This is a genomic window from Rhodococcus sp. B7740, from assembly GCF_000954115.1.
In the GTDB taxonomy this organism is placed as follows: Bacteria; Actinomycetota; Actinomycetes; order Mycobacteriales; family Mycobacteriaceae; genus Rhodococcoides.
The window spans coordinates 4364814-4389219 of record NZ_CP010797.1 but is presented as its reverse complement, the minus strand read 5'-3'; the positions used below and the strand labels follow the sequence as shown (position 1 = coordinate 4389219).

General features: G+C 65.5%; 22 protein-coding genes. 10 read left to right on the top strand and 12 right to left on the bottom strand.

The genetic code is table 11. The annotated features are described in order from the left end of the window. Window positions 1–97: 97 nt before the first annotated feature. Complete coding sequence (locus NY08_RS20355) at window positions 98–1720, bottom strand: peptide ABC transporter substrate-binding protein (RefSeq protein WP_045198429.1); 1623 nt, start codon at window positions 1718–1720, stop codon at window positions 98–100. A gap of 445 nt (window positions 1721–2165) precedes the next feature. Here NY08_RS20355 and acs point away from each other — a divergent pair, with 445 nt between their 5' ends. After that, on the top strand, window positions 2166–4109 hold the full coding sequence (gene acs, locus NY08_RS20350; protein WP_045198427.1) for an acetate--CoA ligase: 1944 nt from the start codon (window positions 2166–2168) through the stop codon (window positions 4107–4109). A 41-nt stretch (window positions 4110–4150) separates the two neighbouring features. On the opposite strand, the gene NY08_RS20345 is transcribed toward acs, so the two are convergent. From NY08_RS20345 to NY08_RS20335, 3 genes are all read right to left on the bottom strand, one after another. Beyond that, window positions 4151–5995 (bottom strand): glycosyltransferase family 39 protein, encoded by a 1845-nt coding sequence (locus NY08_RS20345; RefSeq protein ID WP_235386980.1) that lies wholly within the window; start codon window positions 5993–5995, stop codon window positions 4151–4153. Window positions 5996–6507: 512 nt separating this feature from the next. Further along, a complete protein-coding gene (locus NY08_RS20340) occupies window positions 6508–7590 on the bottom strand; it encodes an IS110 family transposase (RefSeq protein ID WP_426374983.1) in 1083 nt (360 codons plus the stop codon). A gap of 99 nt (window positions 7591–7689) precedes the next feature. Continuing rightward, entirely contained in the window at window positions 7690–9060 is a 1371-nt protein-coding gene (locus NY08_RS20335) for an MFS transporter (protein ID WP_045200857.1), read from the bottom strand. 247 nt (window positions 9061–9307) lie between these two features. Between NY08_RS20335 and NY08_RS20330 the strand changes: the two genes are divergently transcribed. Both NY08_RS20330 and NY08_RS20325 read left to right on the top strand, forming a co-directional pair. Continuing rightward, complete coding sequence (locus tag NY08_RS20330; RefSeq protein ID WP_032395253.1) at window positions 9308–9802, top strand: phage holin family protein; 495 nt, start codon at window positions 9308–9310, stop codon at window positions 9800–9802. A 21-nt stretch (window positions 9803–9823) separates the two neighbouring features. Then, on the top strand, window positions 9824–10756 hold the full coding sequence (locus tag NY08_RS20325) for an alpha/beta fold hydrolase (protein WP_045198422.1): 933 nt from the start codon (window positions 9824–9826) through the stop codon (window positions 10754–10756). Here the strand turns inward: NY08_RS20325 and marP are convergent. From marP to nth, 4 genes are read right to left on the bottom strand one after another with little or no spacing between them, the layout of a single operon-like run. Further along, the gene (gene marP / locus NY08_RS20320; RefSeq protein ID WP_032395255.1) at window positions 10753–11943 is read right to left on the bottom strand and encodes an acid resistance serine protease MarP; all 1191 of its coding nucleotides are present in this window, start codon (window positions 11941–11943) and stop codon (window positions 10753–10755) included. The genes NY08_RS20325 and marP overlap by 4 nt on opposite strands. After that, complete coding sequence (locus NY08_RS20315; protein WP_045200856.1) at window positions 11940–12626, bottom strand: NUDIX hydrolase; 687 nt, start codon at window positions 12624–12626, stop codon at window positions 11940–11942. Before NY08_RS20315 ends, marP begins: the two co-directional genes overlap by 4 nt. 23 nt (window positions 12627–12649) lie before the next feature. Continuing rightward, window positions 12650–13258 (bottom strand): TlpA family protein disulfide reductase, encoded by a 609-nt coding sequence (locus NY08_RS20310; RefSeq protein ID WP_045200854.1) that lies wholly within the window; start codon window positions 13256–13258, stop codon window positions 12650–12652. 50 nt (window positions 13259–13308) lie between these two features. Next, a complete protein-coding gene (gene nth, locus NY08_RS20305) occupies window positions 13309–14076 on the bottom strand; it encodes an endonuclease III (RefSeq protein ID WP_032395257.1) in 768 nt (255 codons plus the stop codon). Between the two features lie 92 nt (window positions 14077–14168). Between nth and NY08_RS20300 the strand changes: the two genes are divergently transcribed. Together NY08_RS20300 and NY08_RS20295 are read left to right on the top strand one after the other, a co-directional pair. Further along, window positions 14169–14438, top strand: coding sequence for a hypothetical protein (locus tag NY08_RS20300; RefSeq protein ID WP_032395258.1), 270 nt, complete (start codon window positions 14169–14171; stop codon window positions 14436–14438). A 267-nt stretch (window positions 14439–14705) separates the two neighbouring features. After that, on the top strand, window positions 14706–15380 hold the full coding sequence (locus tag NY08_RS20295; RefSeq protein ID WP_027494494.1) for a Crp/Fnr family transcriptional regulator: 675 nt from the start codon (window positions 14706–14708) through the stop codon (window positions 15378–15380). Here the strand turns inward: NY08_RS20295 and NY08_RS20290 are convergent. Then, entirely contained in the window at window positions 15377–16168 is a 792-nt protein-coding gene (locus NY08_RS20290; RefSeq protein WP_032395259.1) for an MBL fold metallo-hydrolase, read from the bottom strand. The genes NY08_RS20295 and NY08_RS20290 overlap by 4 nt on opposite strands. A gap of 58 nt (window positions 16169–16226) precedes the next feature. Between NY08_RS20290 and NY08_RS20285 the strand changes: the two genes are divergently transcribed. After that, window positions 16227–17081 (top strand): Gfo/Idh/MocA family protein, encoded by an 855-nt coding sequence (locus NY08_RS20285; RefSeq protein ID WP_045198410.1) that lies wholly within the window; start codon window positions 16227–16229, stop codon window positions 17079–17081. 67 nt (window positions 17082–17148) lie between these two features. Here NY08_RS20285 and NY08_RS20280 read toward each other — a convergent pair whose 3' ends face one another. After that, window positions 17149–17607 carry a RidA family protein gene (locus tag NY08_RS20280; protein WP_032395261.1) on the bottom strand — a complete coding sequence of 153 codons (459 nt, stop codon included), beginning with the start codon at window positions 17605–17607 and terminating at the stop codon, window positions 17149–17151. 4 nt (window positions 17608–17611) lie between these two features. Then, a complete protein-coding gene (locus NY08_RS25935; protein ID WP_094609297.1) occupies window positions 17612–17779 on the bottom strand; it encodes a DUF4177 domain-containing protein in 168 nt (55 codons plus the stop codon). Between the two features lie 47 nt (window positions 17780–17826). Between NY08_RS25935 and NY08_RS20275 the strand changes: the two genes are divergently transcribed. Genes NY08_RS20275 through NY08_RS20265 form a run of 3 tightly spaced genes read left to right on the top strand, consistent with a single transcriptional unit; the run spans window position 17827 to window position 21362 of the window. After that, window positions 17827–19182 (top strand): wax ester/triacylglycerol synthase domain-containing protein, encoded by a 1356-nt coding sequence (locus NY08_RS20275; RefSeq protein WP_045198408.1) that lies wholly within the window; start codon window positions 17827–17829, stop codon window positions 19180–19182. A 45-nt stretch (window positions 19183–19227) separates the two neighbouring features. Continuing rightward, on the top strand, window positions 19228–20235 hold the full coding sequence (locus tag NY08_RS20270; RefSeq protein WP_045198406.1) for an ArsA family ATPase: 1008 nt from the start codon (window positions 19228–19230) through the stop codon (window positions 20233–20235). Beyond that, the gene (locus NY08_RS20265; RefSeq protein ID WP_032395265.1) at window positions 20232–21362 is read left to right on the top strand and encodes an ArsA family ATPase; all 1131 of its coding nucleotides are present in this window, start codon (window positions 20232–20234) and stop codon (window positions 21360–21362) included. Before NY08_RS20270 ends, NY08_RS20265 begins: the two co-directional genes overlap by 4 nt. A gap of 44 nt (window positions 21363–21406) precedes the next feature. Here NY08_RS20265 and NY08_RS20260 read toward each other — a convergent pair whose 3' ends face one another. Continuing rightward, window positions 21407–21730, bottom strand: a complete 324-nt coding sequence (locus NY08_RS20260; RefSeq protein ID WP_008712729.1) for a WhiB family transcriptional regulator — start codon at window positions 21728–21730, stop codon at window positions 21407–21409. Between the two features lie 294 nt (window positions 21731–22024). On the opposite strand from NY08_RS20260, the gene NY08_RS20255 reads away from it, so the two are divergent. Continuing rightward, the gene (locus tag NY08_RS20255; RefSeq protein ID WP_032395266.1) at window positions 22025–24373 is read left to right on the top strand and encodes a penicillin-binding protein; all 2349 of its coding nucleotides are present in this window, start codon (window positions 22025–22027) and stop codon (window positions 24371–24373) included. Window positions 24374–24406: the final 33 nt, after the last annotated feature.

Genomic DNA, 24406 nt, shown 5'->3' with positions numbered 1-24406 from the left:
GGCGCAGGTCGGTGTGGGGCAGATGCGACCCACGGATGAACGAAACCCGGTGGGTGGCAACCGATCATGCTCGGCTGCCACCCACCTGGGTGCGTCGTCAGCTGACTACGACGTCCTCGAGAACGATGTTGCCACGGTTGTCGATCTTGACGTCGGAGACGCGATCGGACCACACAGCCTGGTTCAGGCCGTAGAACAGCGGGGTAGCGGGCATCTGGTCGATCAGGATGTCTTCTGCCTTCTGGTAGTCCGCCGTTGCCGCGTCGATATCTGCAGCGTTGTTGCCTTCGGCCAACGCGGCGTCGAATGCCGGGTCGTTGAAGAAGACGTAGTTGCTACCTGCCGGCGGGGTTGCGGCTGCCGAGTACAACGGGGAGAGGAAGTTGTAGATCGACGGGTAGTCCATGATCCAACCCGAGCGGAACGGGCCGGTCATTCCCTTGGCGTCCTGCAGCGGCAGGTACTGCGCGAACTGGAGGTCGCCGCGCAGTGCGTAGTTCACGCCCAGGTTGTCACGCAACTGGTTGCCCACGGCGGTCATCCACGAATCGTGGCCCGCACCGGCGTTGAACCACAGGTCCACCGGCTGGCTGCGGTCGAACCCGGCCTCGTCGAGCAGACGGTTGGCCTCGTCCGGGTTGAGCTCACAGTTCGCACCGCAGGCGTCCTCGCGGTATCCGTCGACGACGGGCGAGGCGAAAGATCCTGCCGGGGTACGGGTATCGGTGAAGATCGCGGTGGCGATGGCCTGACGATCGATGGCCATCGAGAATGCCTTGCGCACCCTCGGATCCTGGAAGCGCGGGTCGTAGGTGGGGAAACCGAGGGACGTGATGTCGGGACGCGCACGCTCGCCGTAGCGGTCACCGAACTGGTCACGAGCCGTGGCCCACGCATCCTCGGGCAGATCGAGCATGACGTCGAGTCCGCCGCCCTGAACATCGTTGTAGCCGGTGTTCAGCTCGGTGTAGACCTTGAAGTTGACGCCTGCGGACTGAGCCGGGTTGTCGCCCTTGTAGTCGTCGTACTTGGTGACGGTGAAGCCCTGTCCCGGAACGAAGTCCGAGTCGGCCTTGAACGGGCCGTTACCGATCGGGCGGGCACCGTATGCATCGGGGTCGGCGTAGAACGCCTCGGGCAGCGGGTCGAATGCCGTGTATCCCAGCGTGAGCGGGAAGATGGCGAACGGTCCGGTGAGCTTGACGGTGAAGGTCGTCTCGTCGACGACGTTCAGACCGCTCAGTTCGGTTGCGACGGGCTCGGCGGTGTCGCTACCCTGCAGATCCGCGTAGCCTTCGATGTTCTCGAAGAAGTACGAGGCACCGAATGCGTTGGTGCTCAACGCGTTGTAGCTCCATGCCTTGGTGTAGGACTCGGCCGTGACGGGGGTGCCGTCGTGGAACGTCCAGCCGTCCTTGAGCTTGATGGTCCAGGTGGTGTTGTCCTCGGATTCGACGGACTCGGCAACGCCGTTGTACTCGACGCTGTTGTCCTCGTCGTTGAACGTGACCAGCGGAGTGAAGAGGGCCTCGAGGACCTGGCTGCCTTCGCTCTCGGTGGTGTTACCGGGAACCAGCGGATTCTCCGGCTCACCGATGTAGATGCTGTAGATCCCGTCGGCACTGCCACCGGAACTCGAGCCTCCACCGCCACAGGCGGCGAGCAGGCTCGCACTCATCAGCACAGCCGTGGTGACGACCGCGGCACGTTTGATACGCAAGAAAATCCTCCATCCAGATGTGAACACGGGGTCATCCGTGCTCAGTTCCTCGGGCGCGACGCCCGGGGATTCGTGGGCGACCGCATGGCACGGCAGGTGGGCCGTTCCAACGATCTGATGGGATGGACTTTAGACACATCCTGAAACGAACATGTGAACTCCCCCAACTTTTGCTGACCCGTGAGTAAGCCGGAAACATGATCGAAACGTTTCGGCAAGTCGATTTCTCACAGTTCGGACATCCTCGTCGCCACGGGTCCACGCCGACGGCCCCGATGACCGCCCAGCGTGCAGAAACTACCGATCACCGCAGATCAGGGGGGTTGCAGGCGATTGCAACGGTGCGATCGCCATCACATGTGACTACCCTCACAAGGGGCTCGAGACAGGCACGGGAGTGCAGTTTCATGAGCGAAATGCACCGGACGAAAGTGAGCTATTCGAGATGACGACCAGTACCTCCGGAACCGACGAGACCGCGGTTGCCTCCTACGCGCCGTCGGCCGAGTTCACGGCTACGGCGAACGCCGGGGCCGAGCTCTACGCCGCCGCCGAAGAGGACCGACTCGGCTTCTGGGCCGAACAGGCTCGCCGACTCCACTGGCACACCCCGTTCACCGAAGTACTCGACTGGTCCGACGCCCCCGTAGCCAAGTGGTTCGCCGACGGCGAGCTCAACGTCGCCTACAACTGCGTCGACCGCCACGTCCTCGACGGACACGGCGACCAGGTGGCCATCCACTGGGAAGGCGAGCCAGGCGACAGCCGCGACGTCACCTACTCCGATCTGCTCGCAGACGTCAGCCAGGCCGCCAACACCCTGACCGAACTCGGCCTCGTCTCCGGCGACCGCGTTGCGATCTACATGCCCATGATCCCCGAGGCGATCGTCTCGATCCTCGCGTGCGCACGCCTGGGCCTGACCCACTCGGTCGTCTTCGCCGGCTTCTCGGCCACCGCACTGCGCTCACGCATCGACGACGCCGAGGCCAAGCTCGTCATCACCACCGACGGCCAGTGGCGACGCGGCAAGCCCGCACCCATCAAGGACACCGTCGACGAGGCCGTCGACGGGGCGGCTTCGATCGAACACGTCCTCGTCGTCAAGCGCACCGACTCCGACGTCGCCTGGACCGACGGACGCGATCTGTGGTGGCACGAGACCGTCGCGAAGGCATCGAAAGAGCATGAGGCGCAGCCTTTCCCGGCCGAGCATCCGCTGTTCATCCTCTACACCTCGGGTACGACGGGTAAGCCCAAGGGCATCATCCACACCTCCGGCGGCTACCTGACGCAGACCTCGTACACCCACCACAACGTCTTCGACCACAAGGCAGGCAAGGACGTCTACTGGTGCACCGCCGACATCGGCTGGGTCACCGGACACTCGTACATCGTCTACGGCCCGCTCTCCAACCGCGCCACGCAGGTCGTCTACGAGGGAACGCCCAATTCGCCCGACGAGCACCGGCATTGGAACGTCATCGAGAAGTACAAGGTCTCGATCTACTACACCTCTCCCACCCTCGTGCGCACGTTCATGAAGTGGGGCAAGGAAATCCCCGAGGCCCACGATCTGTCCTCGATCCGTCTGCTCGGTTCCGTCGGCGAGCCGATCAACCCCGAGGCGTGGCGCTGGTTCCGCGACGTCGTCGGTGGCGGCAGCGCCCCGATCGTCGATACCTGGTGGCAGACCGAGACCGGCGCGATCATGATCTCCCCGCTGCCCGGCGTCACCGCCACCAAGCCGGGCTCCGCGATGGCCCCGCTGCCCGGTATCTCCGCCAAGATCGTCGACGACGACGCCAAGCCACTGGGCAACGGCGGCAACGGTTATCTCGTCCTCGACGAGCCGTGGCCGTCGATGCTGCGCGGCATCTGGGGCGACATGGACCGCTACAAGGAAACGTACTGGTCGCGCTACGCCGAGGAGGGCTGGTACTTCGCCGGTGACGGCGCCAAGTACGACGAGGACGGTGCCCTGTGGGTCCTCGGCCGCGTCGACGACGTCATGAACGTCTCCGGCCACCGCATCTCCACCTCCGAGGTGGAGTCGGCCCTGGTCAGCCATCACAGTGTCGCCGAGGCCGCAGTGGTCGGTGCCGCCGACGAGACCACCGGGCAGGGCATCGTCGCATTCGTCATCCTGCGCGGCGGCGAGGAGAACACCGGCGATGCGTTGATCGCCGAACTCAAAGCTCAGGTCTCCAAAGAGATTTCGCCGATCGCCAAGCCGCGGGAGATCTCCATCGTTCCCGAGCTGCCGAAGACACGCTCCGGCAAGATCATGCGTCGCCTGCTGCGCGACGTGGCCGAGGGCCGCGAACTCGGCGACGTGTCCACCCTCGTCGACCCGAAGGTGTTCGAGGCGATCACGAAGGGTCGTTAGCGCTCCCATGTGAGTGAAACTTCGTAGCCTGCTACGAAGTTTCACTCACATGCGGCGCAGCCGCTCAGATCGAACACCGTGTAGTCGCCGACGGTTTCGGGTGTGAAGGTCGCTGTCACCCAATCATCGATCGCCGACGGTCGGTTCTTGTCGTTGCCGGCGATGAAGTAGTGGATTTTCCCGGCTGCCACGTCGGCCCGGAACTGGTCGAGCGTGGGCGACGGGTCGGTTCCGGTGAACCCGCCCACCGGCATCACCGGGTCGTCGGTCGCGAGCTGTAGGCCCGCGGCGGCGTTGGATCCGATCGTCGCCGCCACCCAGGTGTAGTGCTGTGCATCGGATTCGAGCAGCCCGGTCAGTTCGTCGTCCGGTGCCTGGGCACTGAAGTGCGTCGAGTGCCCGGCACTGTCGTCGCGCACTCCGGTTCTGGACCCTGCCGCCTCGGACGGAATCGAGGGGCCCGCCGATGGACCTCCCCCACTGTGCGGGGTGACGACAGTGTCGGCGACATACGCGACCGGCCCCGCCAACGCGACAGCCAGAGCGACTGCTCCCAACGCCATCGATGCCTGCCGAGATCCCCGGAACAGCAGCGCGACGGCCACGATCACTCCCGCTGCCAACACGACCCAGCGAAGCCACGGCACGAAGTCGGGAGTGCGGGCGAGAAGGACGAACGACGTTGCCGTGGTAACAGCCGAAACGAGCGCGAGAATCACACGCCCCCAAACTCTCTCGCGTCGCACCCACAGTTCACGCAGGGCAGCGCCGACGATCGCGGCGATCGCCGGCGCGATCACGATCGTGTAGTACGAGTGGAAGGTGCCCGACATGAAGCTGAACACCAGCGAGCACCCGACGAGCCACAATCCCCACATCACGAACCAGGCGCGAGCGAAGTCCCGTCGAGGAGCTTTGCCGCGCATGATGATTCCCGCCACCACGAGCACCAGCGCAGCCGGAATCAGCCACGAGATCTGACCACCCTGGGCATCCGCGAACAAGCGGGTGATACCCGTCTGCGCACCGTGCCCGGCCGGGCCTGCACTGCCCGAAAACGACTCCGCGACGCCGCCGTGTTCGTTTCCCGTCAGTCGGCCCAGGCCGTTGTAGCCGAAGGTCAGGTCCAGAATGCTGTCGGTCTTCGACCCACCGACCCACGGCCGGTCGGCAGCCGGAACCAACTGCACGATGGCGACCCACCACCCGGCCGTCACGAGCACCGCCGCACCGGCCGCCAGTAGCTGGAGAAGTCGAACGCCGAGCCTCGGTGGACCGAACGCCGCGTACGTCACGGCAAGAGCCGGCACGACGAGGAACGCCTGGAGTTGCTTCGTCAGAAACCCCAGGCCGACAACAGCTCCGGTGAGCACCAACCATCGAGATCGCCCGTCCTCGAGCGCGTGAAGCATCGCCCACGCTGCCCCCAACAAGGTGAGGGTGAGAAGGGCGTCGGGATTGTCGTAGCGGAACATCAGGGCGAAGGTCGGCGTCGTCGCCAATACCGCACCCGCGATCGATCCGGCCACGTAGCCGAATCGACGGGCGACGATCGCGTACATGATTCCCACGCTCAGCACAGCCATCAGCACCTGCGGTAGCAGCAGCGACCACGAGTTGAGGCCGAAGATCCGCACGGACAGTTCCATGATCCACAGCGACGCAGGCGGCTTGTCCACCGTGATGGAGTTCGCGGCGTCGGACGAACCGAAGAGGAAGGCCTTCCAGCTCACCGAGCCGGCTTGAACGGCGGCTGCGTAGAAGGAATTACCCCAGTGCTCGCGGTTCAGATCGAGGGCGTAGGCCCCTGCGGTCGCAACGAGAAGGGCGGCGAGAGTGGGCATTGCCCAGCGCGGGCGAGCGATGTCGCGTTCGAGGACGGTCACAGTCGATCACTGTCGCCCCCGATCCTGAGGATGTGCGATCAAGTTGCTGACAATCGCCCGTCAATCGTCGCAGCGGATGAAAACGAGCTGACCCACGTGAGCGGAAATTCGACCCCTGCTACGAATTTCCGCTCACGTGCGGCGCAGCCGCTCTCATATGGAGGTCGGCCTGTCAACGACGGCATGGTGAAGCGGTGGCACGCACCGTCGTGTGTGCCACCGCTTCCTGTTGCCGGGATGGTGATCGATGCGAGTGGGAGGTGAGCGTGTCGTAGTGTTCGACGCGTCGTCAACTCTCATATACGCGGGTTGGTTACCGCAGGACGGACTGTTTCGGCTGGAGTGGATCGCAAGTCTATGAGTCGAGCGTGATCCCAACGCGCAGTTGAGGATTGCTCATAGGCGGCTAGCGGGTCACTCCCAGACGCTCGGCCACATCCCACATCGTCGTCGACCGTTCATTCCGGACATCTATCCCGACGCAGATCGCTACTTCGGCGTCGGAGCTTCAGTCATTCCTCGAGCGTGGCCAACGACCAGCACCAGCCGGCCAGCTCTCGTGCGATCCCGGCATTGGCGACCACCGCACGTTTACCGCGTTCGTCGAAATGTTCCCACCGTGCGTGCAGCCGCCGGTTCGCTTGATGTCCTCGCGCTTTGGCTTTGGGAGTCGACGCCTTCCACCGTGCCACCAGTTCACGCCCCGGCCGATACGGCTTGCGATGATGCCAGGCAGCCTCGACCAGCAGTCGGCGTACGTGAGCATTGCCGGTTTTGCTGACACCGCCCTGCGACCGGGATTCACCGGAAGAATGCTCGGTCGGGATCAACCCGACGAACGCACCGATCGAGCGGCCGGTCAACCGGTCCCACTCACCGATCTCCGTCGCCAAACCGAACGCTGTCAACGTCGCCACCCCACGAAGGCACCCCAGCCGGGTCACCACCGGAGTGAACGACGAATGCGCAGCCATGTCCGCGATGGCGGTATCGAGACGATTCCGGCGTTCGGTGGTGGCGATGACGGTCTCGTAGGCGGTGTCGTAGGTGATCTGCAGTGCACGTGAATCGAACCGCTGGCGACGTAACCACAGATCGTGGGCTGCGGTCCAGGGTTTGCCGCCGCTGTAGATGATCCCTTGACGCAGCAGCACATGTGTCAGGCGATGCTGTGCGGACACCAGATCGCCGCGGCAGTCCTCCCTTGCTCGCACCAGATCACGAGCGGACTCCTGCTCGGTACTCGGAATCAGAACCGGCACAATAGAACTCAAATGAAGCAACCGAGCCAAATGCCGGGCATCACGGGCATCGGTCTTGATGCGGTCACCAGGGGGACGCTGAATTTTCGACGGTGCCGCCACCACACAATCGACACCGGCGGCCAACAGAAAACGGGCCAGACCGAAACCGGTCGGGCCCGCCTCGTAGACGACATGCACCAGTCCTGGCAGCGAACGAATCCACTCCAGGATTTCTTTGTGATCAGGCGACATGCGACGCTCGAACAACTCGCCCGTCTCGCCATCCAAACCGCACGCCACCACCGATCGTGCGTGCACATCCAAACCAACACTCGTACGATGATTCTTCACTGGGGCCTCCCACATCTGTGGCTCTACCGGCCAGGACCCACTCCTGTCGGCAACCCACGCTTACATGCGGAGGGGCCCCAGCCAAGACCTCCATACCGTCTACACGCTGTCGAGCGACTGATCTCGTGTTTCCTTCATGATGATCAGCGAGATCAGCGTCAACGCTGCGGCGATGGCGAGGTACACGCCAACCCAACCGACGCCGTAGCTGCTCACCAGCCAGGTGGCGATGAACGGTGCCACTGCGGCACCGAGGATCGACGCGGTGTTGTACGAGATTCCCGAGCCCGTGTACCGAACGTTCGTCGGAAACAGTTCGGGCAGAACCGCACTCATCGGTCCGAAGGTCAGGCCCATCAGCCCGAGGCCGACGCACATGAACACCAGCATCTTGCCTGCCGAGGCGGACGCCGGATCTGCGAACCAGTGGAACGACAGACCGAACAGCACGATCGCCGACGTGATGACGATCAGCGTGGGGCGACGGCCGTACTTGTCGGCCAGCAGTCCGGCCACCGGAATCAGCGCCGCGAAGAACAGCACCGCGATCAGCTGGAGCTCGAGGAAGTCGGTGTACGGGATGGCCAGCTTGGGGCCGTTGACGTCGGCCACCTTGCCCGTTCCGTAGCTGACCACCCACGTGGTCATGATGTAGAACAGCGTGTAGGTGGCGAGCATGACGAACGTTCCGATGATCAGCTGACGCCAACTGGTCTTGAACACCTGCGCCAGCGGGGTCTTGACCTTCTGGCCACGCTCGACGGCCAGCTTGAACACCGGCGTCTCCTCCAGCTTGAGCCGCACGTACAGGCCGATGATGACCATGACGGCGCTGAGCAGGAACGGGATTCGCCAACCCCATGTGAGGAACGCGTGATCGGTGCCCGAGTTCACGGAGTCGTAGCCCGTCGCGATGACGATGAGCAGGAAGATGCCGTTGGCGAAGAAGAAGCCGATGGGCGCGCCCAGCTGCGGGTACATCGCCGCCCACGCTCGCTTGCCCGGCTTGGCGGTTTCGGTGGCCAGCAACGCTGCCCCGCTCCACTCGCCGCCGAGACCGACGCCCTGGGTGAAGCGCATGATCGCCAGCAGAGCCGGAGCCCACAGGCCGACCGCGGCGTACGTCGGCAACAGTCCGATCGCGAACGTCGCGACACCCATCGTCAGCAAGGAGCCGACGAGCGTCGCCTTGCGTCCGATGCGATCGCCGAAGTGGCCGAACAGAATCGACCCGACGGGCCGCGCGATGAACGCCAGGCCGAAGGTCGCGAACGACGCCAGCAGAGCGGTGGTGTCGTTGCCCGCGGGGAAGAACAGACGCGGGAAGACGAGCACTGCGGCGGTGGCATAGATGTAGAAGTCGAAGAACTCGATGGACGTGCCGACCATCGAGGCGATCACGATGCGCGACCGCGGCACCTGGGGTGCGGGAATGGCGCCGTCGGCGGTGACGGCGTGTGCTGAACTCACGAATGCTCCTGAAGGGGGAAGTTCCCTGCAAATTACCTGATGAACACCTGAGAATTTCACGCCCCGGGGCTGTTCGTTGCCGGTTCGTGCAACATTGTCGTGTTTGCCCTCGCGGACGCGGAGGTACCCGGCCACGACAGCCGAGCGTCGCTCGACTAGCGGGAAACAGTTAATCTGCTACCTAGGCACTACTGTCGATACGATCTTCCGCACAACACCGAGCAGAGCAATTACAAGGGGTCGAGAGTTGAGCGTCAGCAATGACAAGGGATACGGCAACGGCGTCCCGAACACGATTTCGTCGATACCTCTGACCGATGTCGATGCCCGCACCCCTGGTAGCGCCAGCATCGGAAACCTCGTCAAGGACGCCACCACTCAGGTCTCGACGCTCGTACGCGCCGAAGTCGCCCTCGCCAAGGCCGAGGTCACCGGCGAGGTCAAGAAGGGACTGCAGGGCAGCGTCTTCTTCATCATCGCGTTGACGGTGTTGCTGTTCAGCTCGTTCTTCTTCTTCTTCTTCGCCGCCGAACTGCTGGACGTGTGGCTCTACCGCTGGGCGGCATTCCTGATCGTGTTCGCCGTCATGGTGTTGGCGGCGGCCCTGTTCGGATTCCTCGGCTACCGCAGGGTCAAGAAGTTGCGCAAGCCCGAGAAGACCATCGACTCGCTCAAGCAGGCGTCGACGGTGCTGCCGAACCAGCACGATTCCATCCCCGGAGTTCCCGGCTACAAGAAGTAGTAGCCCGGCGAGTCGAGCAGTATGAATCAGCCCGATCCGTCCACGGTCCGATATCCGGGACAGTGGATTCACCGCGACATCCACGCCAACGGAATTCGGTTCCATGTCGTCGAGGTCGGCGAACACGCACCGGACGCACCGCTGGTGGTTCTGCTGCACGGCTTCGCCGACTTCTGGTACTCCTGGCGACACCAACTCGAGGCACTGTCGCGGTCGGGTGTTCGCGCCATTGCCGTCGACCTGCGCGGATACGGTGACTCCGACAAGCCTCCACGCGGCTACGACGGGTGGACCCTGGCGGGCGACATCGTCGGCCTGGTTCGAGCACTCGGTTACCCGAACGCCACCTTCGTCGGCCACGCCGACGGCGGTCTCGTCTGCTGGGCCAGTGCAGCGCTGCACCCCCGCCTGGTGAACTCGATGGTGCTCGTCAACGCGCCGCATCCCATCTCTCTGCGTCGCTCCGTGTTGAAGGACTCAGCGCAGCGCGCCGCCCTGCTGCCCCACTTCGTTCGCTACCAGGTTCCGCTGCGCCCCGAGAGGCTGCTGACGCGTCGAGGCGGTGTCGCGGTGGAAGAACTGATGAGCAGCCGCGCCGGGAACGCGTGGCAGCGCACCGAGGATTTCGCGGACACCACGGCCAAGATGCGGTCGGCCATCCGTATTCCGGGGGCTGCGCACTGCGCACTGGAATATCAGCGGTGGGCGTTCCGCAGTCAGTTCCGTTCCGACGGCCGCAGCTTCATGGACGCCGTGGACGTCCGCACCTCGATTCGCGTCGCGCAGATCAGCGGCGACCTGGACCCGTACGTCCTGCCCACCACCCTCGACAGAGATCGGCACTGGGCTCCGGGGCTGACGCGTCGAACAGTGCGAGACGTGGGGCATTACGTGCACCAGGAATCCCCCGACGTGGTGTCGGAGGAGATCCTGCGGGTCGTGCGCGAGCGCTAGACGATGCAGTCGCCCGTGCCCACCGGCACCGGGGCATCGAAACTCTGCGCGAGCTCGTCCGCGATCTCCGACGCGGTCAGCACGAATCCGGTGTCGGGGTCGTCGACCGCCGCGCCGAACACCACACCGAGTACCTCACCGGACGAGTTGACCAGCGGTCCACCGGAATTGCCCTGCCGCACCGATCCGCGGACGGTGTAGACCTCGCGTTGGACGGTGCCGGTGCGGTAGATGTCCGGTCCGCTGAGGTTGATGATCTCGCGGATGCGCGCCGGGCTCGCCGTGTACGGCCCGCCCCCGGGGTAGCCGAGCACGATGGCGTCGGTTCCGGATTCGGCAGGTGCCGGCGCGAACGGCAAGACCGGGGCCTGAAGCTCCGAAACCCGAAGCACGGCAACGTCTTCTTCCGGGTCGAACAACACGACGTCGGCGTCGAGCGGTCCGTTGGGCGAATCGACCGTCACCTCGGACGTGCCTGCGACGACGTGTGCATTGGTCATCACCAGATCCGATCCGACGACGAAACCCGAACCTTCCAACGCCTTCTGGCAGCTCGGCGCGATGCCGTTGATCTTGATGACGCTCGATTGCAGTTGCACCGGAATCGGTCCAGCTGCGATCCCGGAATCGGGTGCGGCGACGTTCGCGACCGGAGTGCGTCCGAACGGTCCGATGACGTCGGGAAGCCCGGACGTATCGAGCAGCGCCGAGAATTCCTTGGGCACCTGACGTAACCAGTCGGGTGCCACCTCGTCGACTTTGCCCAGAACCGTCGAGCCGCGTACAGCGCTGGCGACCTCGGGCTGCGAGGACGACGTCAGCGGAATGGCGAGCAGCCACGCGGCCGCGAGAACGGCTGCGGCCTGCAACCCGGCACCGATGGTGCTGTCGACCGATCGTGCTGCGCGCGAATGGATTCCGCTGCGCAATGCCCGACCGAGAACCATGCCGGCCACCTCACCGACGATCACCAACACCACGATCAGCGCGATTCCGACGAACACCCGTGTCCGCGAACCGTCGACATGTTCGAGCACGTGCGGTGCCACCAGAATGCCGGCGACGGCCCCGAGCACGACACCGAGAAACGCCAGCGCCGACGCCACCGCCCCCTGCCGCCATCCCGACGTCGCCGCCAGCAGTGCGATGGCAACCACCGCGATATCGACCCACCCTGAACCTGTCACCGATCGAGCCTCGCTCCTACCGCAGTCAAGCTGGCCTCCAGATCGCGTATGTCCCCCGTGTCCCACTCGGGCTCCCAGCCCGATACAGCCAGCAGACCCGCCAGGATACCGCCCGTGAAGCCCCACACCAGCATGCCCTGCACAGCGAACGCGGGACCCTGGTACCCCGCAGGGTGGCGTACCTGGAATCTGTGGTTCGGATCGAGCAACTCGCGCAACGGAACTCGCACCACTCTCTCGGTCTCGCCTGGATCGACGACGCGAACCGGGGTCGGCCGCTCCCAGTACGAGAGCACAGGAACCACGTCGAAGCGCGAGGGCGGAACGTAGATTCCTGGCATCGTCGCCAACGGGACGACGCCTGCCGGGTCGAGCCCGGTCTCCTCCTGCGCCTCCCGCAGTGCCGTGCCGATCGGGCCGTCGTCGCCCGGGTCGGTGGCTCCGCCGGGAAAGGCGATCTGCCCGCTGTGATCTCGCAGTGTCGATGCACGCTGGGTCAGCAGGACGTCGGCGTCGGCAGGCAGTCCGCCGGGCGCACCGGGATCGGCGACGGGTGTGCCGCCGAACAGCACCAGCACGGCGGCGGACCGCGGCCGGTCGGACGACGGCGCTTGACGCTGCAGCACGGGGTTGGTGCCGGTGGTGTCGGTGAGTCCGCCCGCCCTGCCTGCGACGTCGATCATGCGCCCGAGCCAGTCGGGTGCGGTCACGAGTCGACTCCGAGGTTGACGCGGACGGCGTCGGCGATGTCGTCGACGCTCCGGAAGGGTTGTGGCAGCACCTTGGCGACAGTGCCATCCGCAGATATCAAAACGGAAACGGGCAGCACATTGGGCGCTCCGACGGCGGCGGCGACTCTGCCCGCACCGTCCTGAACGCCGGGCAGAGTGACGCCGTAGTCGGTGAGCCGAGTCAGGCCGTTGGCTTCGTTGGCATCGTTGTGCACCGTCAGGACCTCGATCTTCTCGCCCGCCCGTTCGGAGTACTGCTGCAGGTAGGGCAGCTCTTCGGCGCAGGGCCCGCACCAGTACGCCCAGATGTTGAGCAGCGCCGGTCGGCCCGCCAGCACCTGGCCCAGGTCGACGGACGAGCCGTCGCCGATGCATTCGAGGGTGATGCCGGTCAGCGGACCGGATGCGGCACCCGACGGCGTCGGACATGCGGCCAGCCCTGCGTTGCGCCGCAGCGGGGCGAGCGCCTCGGCGGTGTCGGCTGCGCGACGCTCGTCCGTGCCCGGTGCCCGCTGCCCGAGGCCGGGAGAGTCCGTGGGTTGGGCGGTCGGCGCGTCGCTTCGGGGCCACAGCGCGTAGACCATCCCGACCACCAGGATCAGAGCGACCAGTGACCACCGCAGGGCAGATCTGTTCACGGCACGATTCCGGCAAGGGCGAGGAGGTGGTCGGTTTCCGGGCCCTTCACCAACGCGGCCGCGGCGGCGGGGTCGGTCGGACCGGTGCCGAAGGACGGGCAGTCCTTGGCGAGGACGCACACCCCACATGCGGGTGTACGAGCGTGGCAGACGCGTCGACCGTGAAAGATGACTCGATGCGAGAGCAGCGTCCACTCCTTGCGTTCGATGAGTGCGCCGACGGCATGCTCGACCTTGACCGGGTCCTCCTCCTCGGTCCACTGCCACCGCCGCACGAGCCGTCCGAAATGGGTGTCGACGGTGATTCCCGGAACATCGAAGGCATTGCCGAGCACGACGTTGGCCGTCTTGCGGCCGATCCCGGGAAGCGTGACGAGATCCTTCAACGTCGCGGGCACCTCGCCGTCGAAGTTCTCCAGCAACTTCTGTCCGAGTCCGATCAATGAGTTCGCCTTGTTTCGGTAGAACCCCGTGGTGCGGATGTACTCCTCGAGCTCGGTGCGGTCCGCCTCGGCGTAGTCCCGCGCTGTGCGGTATTTCACGAACAGTGCCGGGGTGACCATGTTGACGCGCTTGTCGGTGCACTGCGCGGACAGGATGGTCGCGACGGCGAGTTCGAGGGGCGTGGTGAAGTCCAGTTCGCAGTACACATGCGGGAAGGCAGTGTTCAACGTCCGGTTCATTCGCCGAGCTCGGCGCACGAGCCCGAGGTGCGTCTCCTCGCGTTTGCGCACGTCGGGGCGTTTCGGAGCTGTCGAATCCACTCCACAACTGTACGGACAAGAATGCGTAACGTTCCTCGCGGCAGGAGTGGGCTGTGTTTGTATCGAGACCTTTTCGGTGTTAACTGGCCGGTATGCAAGGACTCGCCGTGGTGCTCTTTCCGGTACTACTCATGCTCTTCGCACTCGCGATGGAACGCGTCGAGTTCCGGCTCAGCAAGCTCGGCGTCCGAGAGCAGGAAGTACAGGAGTTCCTCGATCAGGCGAGCACGTCCGAGGTCGCCACTCTGGCGAACGAGGGCTTCCCGCACGCACTGGCCCGATTCAACACCCGCAAACGCCGCCAGACCCCGCCGCGGACCGTCGACACGCGCGACGGCATGGTCGACCAACGAGCCAGCTGAGCGCACGTTTCGTCCCATTGGTCGCAATTTCGATGAATTTCAGGTGAACGGGAACACACACCCGAGACCTCTGGCAACCTGTGGTGGCGTCGATCACTCGGTTTCCACCGACTCGAAGTAGACTCCCCTGAGGTAATTGTTGTGTTTGATCATCTGGTCGGCGTCGACGCCTGAACTGCACCGCAGTTCGGTGCATGGCACGAACTGTGTACAAACGCTTTCGGTGGTGCGGGTTGCCGCGTCACCGACATCCCAAAAGGAGCGCAAGTGGACGACGTCCTGGCACGGGCCGGCATCTTCCAAGGAGTCGAACCCTCTGCGGTTGCGGCACTGACGAAGCAGCTGCAGCCTGTCGATTTCCCCCGCGGACACGTCGTGTTCAACGAGGGTGAGCCCGGAGACCGGCTCTACATCATCGTCTCCGGCAAGATCAAGCTCGGGCGACGCTCCCCCGACGGTCGCGAGAACCTGCTGACGATCATGGGACCGTCGGACATGTTCGGCGAGCTGTCGATCTTCGACCCCGGCCCCCGTACGTCCTCGGCCACCACGGTCACCGAGGTGCGCGCGGTCAGCATGGATCGAGCTGCGCTCAAGGACTGGATCGATCAGCGCCCCGAGATCGCCGAGCAGTTGCTGCGCGTGCTGGCCCGCCGGTTGCGTCGCACCAACAACAACCTGGCCGACCTCATCTTCACCGACGTTCCCGGACGCGTCGCGAAGGCGCTGCTGCAGCTGGCCCAGCGCTTCGGCACCCAGGAAGCGGGCTCGCTGCGCGTCACCCACGACCTGACGCAGGAAGAGATCGCTCAGCTCGTCGGTGCCTCTCGCGAGACCGTCAACAAGGCACTGGCCGACTTCGCACACCGCGGATGGCTGCGCCTCGAAGGCAAGTCGGTGCTGATCTCGGACTCCGAGCGTCTGGCACGCCGAGCTCGCTAGCTCTCGCGGAGGTAGGCCAGCTGCGTTTTGACCGACATCCGCGCAGCAGGCCACAACTTCTTGTCCACGTCCGCATAGACGTGGCGTACCACCTGCATCGGTTTCGCGTTCTCGCCGAGTTCGGCGAGCGCCGAGCGAACCTGATCCAGCCGCTGCCGACGGTGAGCGCGATACGCCCGCGCCACCTCGGCGGTGTCCGGCAACTCCGGCCCGTGACCGGGAAGCACGGTCTTTCCCGCACCGGCCGCTTCGAGCCGGTCCAACGACTGCAGATAATCCGCGAGCGAGCCGTCCTTCGGGTCGAGCACCGTGGTGCCGCGGCCGAGGACGGTATCTCCCGTCAGGACCGCGTCGTCGAGCACGAAACTCACCGAATCCGCGGTGTGCCCGGGCGTGTGCAGAACCTCGATCCGAAGACCCGCGGCCTCGATGACCTCGCCGTGGGCCAGAGCAGCGCCGTCCCCGTGCAGGAACTTCTCTCCGACCGCGCGCACCGGGGCCGCCGTCTTTCGGTGAAAACGCTTCAGCCCACCGGTGTGATCGGCGTGGCGATGGGTCACCAGGGTCAGCACCACCGTGCCCGACGCGGCGACGGCGTCGAGGTGGGCTCGGTCCTTCGGCCCCGGATCGACGACGATGCATTCCTCGGACCCAGGTGCCTGGAGAATCCAGGTGTTGGTTCCGTCGAGGGTCATCTTGCCCGGGTTGTCGGCGAGCAGAACCGACGCGGTCGGCGTCACCTGCCGGCGTAGTCCGTACGCGGGATGCTGGGGATTCGAAACGGCCATTGAAACACTGTAGGTCGCCGACCCCAGCTCGTGTCCATGCGGACTACCGTCGACACCTATGAAGATCGGACTCGTCGGAGCGGGCCCCTGGGCTCGCAAGACTCAAGCCCCCTCGTTGCTCGCTCATCCCGCCGTCGACTTCGCCGGAGTGTGGGCCCGACGGCCCGAGGCGGCGGCCGAGATGGGGGCACCGGTCTTCGAATCGTTCGATGCCCTGCTGGGCGAGGTCGACGCGGTGGCCTTCGCGGTACCACCGGCCGTGCAAGCCGGGTACGCGCTCCGCGCGGTGCAGGCGGGCAAACATGTGTTGCTGGACAAGCCGATTGCCGCAACAGTGGCCGAGGCCGAGGAACTGGCCTCGGCGGTGACGGCAGCGGGCGTGCGCTCGATGGTGACGCTGACACTCCGATTCGCCCCGGAGACAAGGCGATTCCTCGACGCGGCCGCCGGTCGCGCGTGGGCCGCGGGCTCGGGAACCTGGTTTTCCGGTGCCGTCCTCGGCGGGGCGTATGCGAACTCCCAGTGGCGACACGACGACGGGGCGATCCTCGACATCGGACCACACGTGTTCGATCTGCTCGATGCAGCGCTGGGAACCATTGCGCGCGTTGCCTACTCGCACCGAGAGGTGGCGTCGGACAGTTGGACGGTGCTGCTCGAACACGAAGGCGGAGCCCGCAGCACGGTGCAGTTGTCCCTGCGGACGCCGATCATGCCGTCTCTGATGCGGATAGAACTCAGCGGCACCGACGGAGTCGAGACACTCACCGATCGATCGACCTCGTCGACCGACTGCTTCGCCGTCCTGCTGGACGAATTCCTCGAGTCGGTCGACAAGGGTGTCGATCACGAATGCTCGGTACACCGCGGCCTGCACCTACAGAAGGTGATCAGTGCGGCTACGCCCCAGTGACATGTGCGGCTGCGCCCCAGTGGCGTGGTTGAGTGCCCCAGAGAGCACACAAACACACCACTGCGCGTCAGCGCAGTTCGACGATGAGCTCCACTTCCACCGAAGCACCGAGGGGCAGTTCGGCGACACCCACAGCCGAGCGCGCGTGCTTGCCCGCATCGCCGAAGATCTCACCGATGACGTTGGACGCCCCGTTGATCACCCCGGGCTGACCGGTGAATCCCGGTGCGGACGCGACGAACCCGACCGCCTTGATCACCCGGGCCACCGAATCGATGCCGACGAGCGCGTGCACGGCGGCGAGCGCGTTCAGGGCACAGATGCGTGCCGCAGCGGTGGCGTCCTCAGCGGTGACATCGGCACCGACCTTGCCCACGGACGTCAGGTTTCCGTCCACGATCGGCAACTGGCCGGAGGTGTGGACGAGCGAGCCCACCTGCACCGCCGGGACGTAGGCGGCCAGCGGCGGGACGACGTCGGGCAGCTCGATGCCCAGCTCGGACAGTCGTTCGCTCCAGTTCGCCACGCGCTCAGGCCTTCGGACGCTTGAAGTACGCGACCAACGTGTCGCCGCCGTTGGGTCCCGCCATGATCGTGACGAGCTCCCAGCCCTCGGAGCCGTAGTTGTCGAGAATCTGCTTGGTGGCATGAATCAGAACCGGTGCGGTGAAGTACTCCCAAATGATCTTTTCGCTCATGACTGTCGAGCCTATCGCCCACGCGGTGCCGGAACTACAGTCGTCGCATGGATCGGCTCGATATCAAGGACGCCATCTATCACTTCGCGCGCAACCTCGGTGATTCTCGAGACCAGTTCTCCCTGACGGTGTTCGACTCGGTCGATCGCGCCGCGCCCTCGTTCGAGGAGGTCGTCGCGCACATGGAGACCCGTGTGCCCCTCGTTCCCGGCCTGGGGCTACGGCTTCGGGAGGCGCCGCTGAACCTGGACTACCCGCGATGGGTACCCGACACGTCCCCGGTGTCCGAACGGATGTCCGACCACGATCTCGGCGGTGCTCCCTGGGCCGATTTCGAGGCCTTGATGGGCGACCTGCTCCGTACTCGTCTCGATCTGAGAGACCACTCCTGGCACGCGCACGTGGTGCGCGGAGTCGGTTCTGCTCCGCTGGTGCAGGGAGCGGTCACGGTGGTGATACTGCAGGTCGGACACGCCCTGACCGATGGCCTCGGCGTCTCGAAGATGGTTCGCGCACTGTTCGAGGCACAGTCCTCGGCAGGCGCGGCACCGTCTCCGCAGACCGAACCCGAGCGGGAGCACCCCGCTGTCGGCGTGTTGAGTGCGGTGGTCCGGGCACCGGTGGATCTCGCGCGATCGAGGTGGGAGGCCCGCCGCGCGATTCGCGCCTACCGGGGTACGACGCCCGGTCCGCCTGCGGTGCCAGCCACGTCGATCAACCGGGCCGTGGGGCCGTATCGAGTCGTCCGGATAGTGCCTATGCAGGCGACGGAGGTCCGCGTGGGTGCCGCGTCGTTGACGGTGTCCGCTCTCTGCGCCGTCGGCCCGTGCCTCGATCGGTATCTCGGCGACGGTCACGGGACACTGTCCGAGACCGGAGGCATCGTGTCGGCGTTCGTCCCGATGGTCCTGCCTCGCGATACGGAGTGGCCTGCAGCGAATCGCGCGGTGGTCGGAACGGTCGATCTCCACGTCGGCGAACCCGATCTCGAGAAGCGGGCCGAGCTGATCACTCGGTCGCTCGCAGTCGAACGAGCCAGAGTGACGGCCGCGCCACTGCTTCGCATCTCGCGAGCGGACGAGCGGGTGCCCGCGCCGATCGTCCGATTCGTCCAGGGACGTCGATTCCGAAAACGCGACCGCTCTCCGTCACGCGTCGGGGCTCAGACAACCGTGGTCAGTGTCGACCGTGGCCGCGCGAATCTCGAGCTGTGCGGTGCCGTTTCGCGCTTCTCGGCGGGCTTTCCGTTCCTCGAAGACGGCCGGTGTCTCAACCACGGGATCTTCGGCATCGGCTCTGTGGTGACGGTTGCCATGGTCGCCTGTCCCGACGCAGTTCCGGATCTCGACGGCTACACCCGGCAATTGGTCGACCGACTCCGCCGACACTCGGGGCAGAGTTAGAGACTTCGGTCGGACGCCCGGGGACGACCTCTATATGGTCGGGGTGTGGGTATAGCGAACGAAGAGGGATGGCCGGCGAAGGCAGATGCCGCGCGGCTGCATTTCGTGTCCGGTAAGGGTGGCACCGGCAAGACGACGGTCGCTGCCGCATTGGCGCTGGCGCTCGCGGCAGGCGGTCGACGGGTGTTGCTGGTCGAGGTCGAGGGCCGACAGGGCATCGCGCAGCTCTTCGACGTGCCGCAGCTCCCGCCGCAGGAGACGCGGGTCGCCTCGGCGGACGGCGGCGGTGAGGTCTACGCACTGGCGATCGACATCGAGACCGCGTTCCTCGAATACCTCGAGATGTTCTACAACCTCGGCTTCGCCGGCCGCGCGATGCGCAAGATCGGTGCCATCGAGTTCGCGACGACCATCGCACCCGGTCTGCGCGACGTGCTGCTCACCGGCAAGGTCAAGGAATGTGTGGTGCGGACCGACAAGAAGGGCAACCGCATCTACGACGAGGTCGTCGTCGACTCGCCGCCGACCGGCCGCATCGGAAACTTTCTGGACGTCACCAAGGCCATGGCAGATCTCGCCAAGGGCGGTCCGGTTCGTTCACAGAGCGAGGGCGTGGTGCGGTTGCTGCACTCGGCCGACACCGTCGTGCACCTGGTGACGCTGCTCGAGGCGCTGCCGGTCCAGGAGACCGCCGACGCTGTGCGCGAGCTGGAGGCGGCCGATCTTCGGCTCGGCACGGTAATCGTCAATCGCACCGAACCGACGTACCTGCCTGCCGAGTCCCTCGACGCCATCGCCGGGGGTGAGATCGATGCCGTCGCCATCCAGGACGGTCTCGCCAAGACCGGAATCACGTTGTCCGAGTCGGACTTCGCGGGGCTGCTCACCGAATCGATCGAGCATGCGGCGACGCTCTCGGCTCAGGTGGAGAGCGCAACCACGCTCGACGAACTCGACGTCGCGCGGATGTCGCTGCCGATGTTGGCCGACGGTGTCGATCTCGGCGGCTTGTACGAGCTCGCCGCCAAGCTGGCAGAACAGGGTGTCCGATGACGCGACCAGTAGCAACCGAACTCGATGTCGACCGCATTCTGACCGATCCCACGTCGCGAATCGTCGTCGTCTGTGGTGCGGGCGGTGTCGGCAAGACGACCACCGCGGCAGCGATGGCGCTGCGCGCCGCTGAGCAGGGCAGGCGCGTGGTGGTGCTGACGATCGATCCGGCCCGCCGCCTGGCTCAGGCACTCGGTCTCGGCGATCTCGACAACAGCCCGCAGCCGGTGAAGTTGGGTGCCGGTGCCAAGGGTGAACTGCACGCGATGATGCTGAACATGCGACGCACGTTCGACGAGATGGTCATCGAGCACTCGACGCCGGAGAAGGCCGAGCAGGTGTTGGCCAATCCGTTCTATCAGACTGTGGCGTCGTCGTTTTCGGGCACGCAGGAGTACATGGCGATGGAGAAGTTGGGGCAGCTGTCCCTCGACTCGTCGTGGGATCTGATCGTGGTGGACACTCCGCCGTCGCGCAACGCACTGGACTTCCTCGATGCGCCGCAGAGACTCGGCTCGTTCCTCGACGGCCGTTTCATCCGACTGCTCACCGCTCCGGGTCGCGGCATCACCCGCGTGGTCACCAGCGCGATGAGCTTGGCCATGCGCGGCGTCTCCACCGTGATCGGTAGCCAAATGCTTTCCGACGCATCGGCTTTCGTTCAGTCGCTCGATTCGATGTTCGGTGGCTTCCGCGAGCGGGCGACGCGTACCTACCAGTTGCTACGCGAGGACGGCACCAGCTTCCTCGTCGTCGCTGCCGCAGAGCCGGACGCGCTTCGAGAGGCAGCGTTCTTCGTGGAGCGGTTGTCCGCGGAGAAGATGCCGCTGGCCGGCTTGGTGGTGAACCGGACGCACCCGACGTTGTCGACGGTGCAGGCCGATCACGCAGCGACGGCCGCAGATCTGCTCGATCGAATCGAGGATCCCGGCGCGGACCTGACCGCTGCAGTCCTCCGAATCCACGCCCAGCGCGCGGTCACGGCAGCGCGGGAGGTGCGGTTGCTTCGACGCTTCACCGGTGCGCACCCCCGGGTGCCCATCGTCGGTGTGCCGTCGCTGCCGTTCGAGGTCTCCGACCTCGCTGCACTGCGCGCAGTGGCCGATCAGCTGACCCGCAAGGGCTAGATCGGCTGACCCGCACGGGCCGGGTCAGCCGTGCCCGGCATTGCCTAGATAGCTGCTTGCTGCTGACGCTGGGTCTCGAAGAACTCGGACCAGGAGTCGACCTCGGGGTGCTGCTTGAGCAGGGCCCGGCGTTGGCGTTCGGTCATGCCACCCCAGACACCGAACTCGACGCGGTTGTCCAGTGCATCCGCACCGCACTGCATCAGCACCGGGCAGTGCCGGCAGATGGTGGCGGCCTTGCGCTGCGCTGCACCCCGGACGAAGAGCTGGTCCGGGTCAGTGCCCTTGCAACGGGCGTGCGACACCCAGGCGATGCGTGCCTCTGCTTCTTCTACATCGAGTCGCGTCGGCGCTGTTGTCGTGTGCATGCGGATACCCCTTTGCGTTGCGGACGTCCTCACTGGACGTCCCGGAGGCTCGAAGCGGTTTGTACCTCGTCGGTCGAAGCACAAATTCTAGGAGCTGCCCCACATTCATTATCAAGTGTTATGCGAATCACACCGTGTTCATAATTTAGGTAACGCGAGCCCCGAATGCAAGACGGCGAGGTCACATTTCTGGTACGGCCGTCCCGAGCAGGGGCGCAGCACACAGCGCATGCAGGCCTCTGCCGGTCCGAGCGGTACCCACGTACGCTGTGCTCTGTGTCAGTTGGAAAAACCGTGGCGAAGCTCGCCGGATGTTCAGCACTCGCCGGTGCATTGCTCGCCGGCGTGATGTTCCCCTTGGCCGGCGGGTTCGGGTACGCCTCCAACCGCGCCGCCGATACCGTCGACAACGTCTCGGCCGAGTTGGTGGAAGGCGCAGTGCCTGCCGTCTCGACGATGACGGACGTCAACGGCACGCCCATCGCCTGGCTGTACGAGCAGCGTCGATTCGAGGTGCCGAGCGACCAGATCTCCAACGAGATGAAGCTCGCCATCGTCTCGATCGAGGACCGCCGCTTCGCCGAGCACCAGGGTGTGGACTGGCAGGGCACGCTCCGAGCGTTCCTGACCAACACCACCAGTGGGCAGGTCGAGCAGGGCGCATCCACCATCGACCAGCAGTACGTGAAGAACTATCAGCTGCTCGTGGTGGCCAAGACCGACGCCGAGCGCCGCGCGGCCATCGAGACGACCCCCGCTCGCAAGATCCGCGAGATCCGCATGGCGTTGACGCTCGACAAGGAACTGACCAAGGACGAGATCCTCACCCGATACCTCAATTTGGTGCCGTTCGGCAACGCGTCCTTCGGCATCCAGGACGCGGCCCAGACCTACTTCGGCATCGACGCCAGCCAGCTCAGCGCCGTTCAGGCCGCGATGCTCGCGGGCATGGTGCAGTCCAGCTCGGCGCTCAACCCGTACACCAACGAGGAGGGCGTGATCGAGCGCCGGAACACCGTGCTCGACACGATGATCCAGAACCTCCCCGAACGCGCCGACGAGCTCGCCGCCCTCAAGTCCGAGCCGCTCGGTGTACTTCCGGTCCCCCAGACCCTGCCCCGCGGATGCATCGCAGCAGGTGACCGCGGATTCTTCTGCGACTACGCACTGCAGTACCTCGCCGACGCAGGCATTAGCCGGGAGCAGATCGACAAGGGCGGCTACCTCATCCGCACGACGCTCGATCCCTCGGTGCAGAACTCCACCAAGGCCGCCCTGGTCGGCAACACCAGCCCCTCGCTCGACGGTGTCGCCACGGTGATGAACGTCGTCGCACCGGGACAGGATCAACACCGCATCCTCGCGATGGGCAGCAGCCGCACCTACGGACTCGACGCAGATGCCGACGAAACCGTGCAGCCGCAGCCGTACTCGTTGATCGGCAACGGCGCGGGCTCGATCTTCAAGATCTTCACCACCGCCGCGGCGATGGAACGCGGACTCGGCACGAGCGCAACGCTGCAGGTTCCGCGTCGTGTCGAGGTCAAGGGCGTCGGTGACGGCGGAGCACGGAACTGCCCGGCAGCGACGTACTGCGTCGAGAACGCAGGCAACTACCCGCCCGCCCTCTCCATCACCGACGCCTTGGCCCAGTCCCCCAACACGGCGTTCGTCAAGCTGATCGAGTCGGTCGGGGTCACCCCGACGGTCGACATGGCCGTCCGCCTCGGCCTGCGCTCGTACACGAACCCCGGTTCCTCGGGAACCGACCAGTCCATGGCCGATTTCCAGAAGGACCAGAACCTCGGCTCGTTCACCCTCGGACCCACCTGGGTGAACCCCCTTGAGCTCTCCAACGTTGCGGCCACGCTGGCCTCCGGCGGCAAGTGGTGCCCGCCCACTCCGATCGACTCGGTCTTCGATCGCGAGGGCAAGCCCGTTCCCGTCACCCAACAGGCCTGTGAGCAGGTCGTCGAGCCCGGACTGGCCAATACTCTCGCCAACGCGATGAGCAAGGACGACCAGGCAGGCGGCACCTCCGCATCCGCCGCAGGATCGGTCGGCTGGACGTTGCCGATGTCCGGCAAGACCGGCACCACCGAGTCGCACCGGTCGTCCGGCTTCCTCGGCTTCACCAACAACTACGCCGCGGCCGTCTACACCTACGGCGACTCTCCGACACCCAGCGAGATCTGCTCGTTCCCGCTGCGGCCCTGCGGGTCCGGAAACCTGTACGGCGGTAACGAACCGGCCAGGACGTGGTTCGACGCGATGAGCCCGATCGCCAACAATTTCGGACCCGTCTCGTTGCCACCCGTCGACCAGAAGTACGTCCGCGGCTCGGCCAACGGCCAGGTACCCGACGTCACCGGCCAGAGCCAGTCGTCGGCAACCGCGACCCTGCAGGGTGCGGGCTTCCAGGTGACGGTGGCCACCACGGCCGACCAGGCGGCCCGCGGCACCGTGGTGTCGACGTCGCCGTCGGGCTCGGCGGTCCCCGGGTCGAACATCACGATCTACGTCAGTGACGGTTCGGTTCGGCCTGCCCCGGCCCCGACGCCCTCGTTGCCGAACATTCAGATTCCGGACCTGCCGCCGGGAATCCAGATCCCGGCGATCCCCGGTATCACCGTTCCTCGGTAGTGCCTACGGCAGTGGTGCGGTTATGTGCCCCAG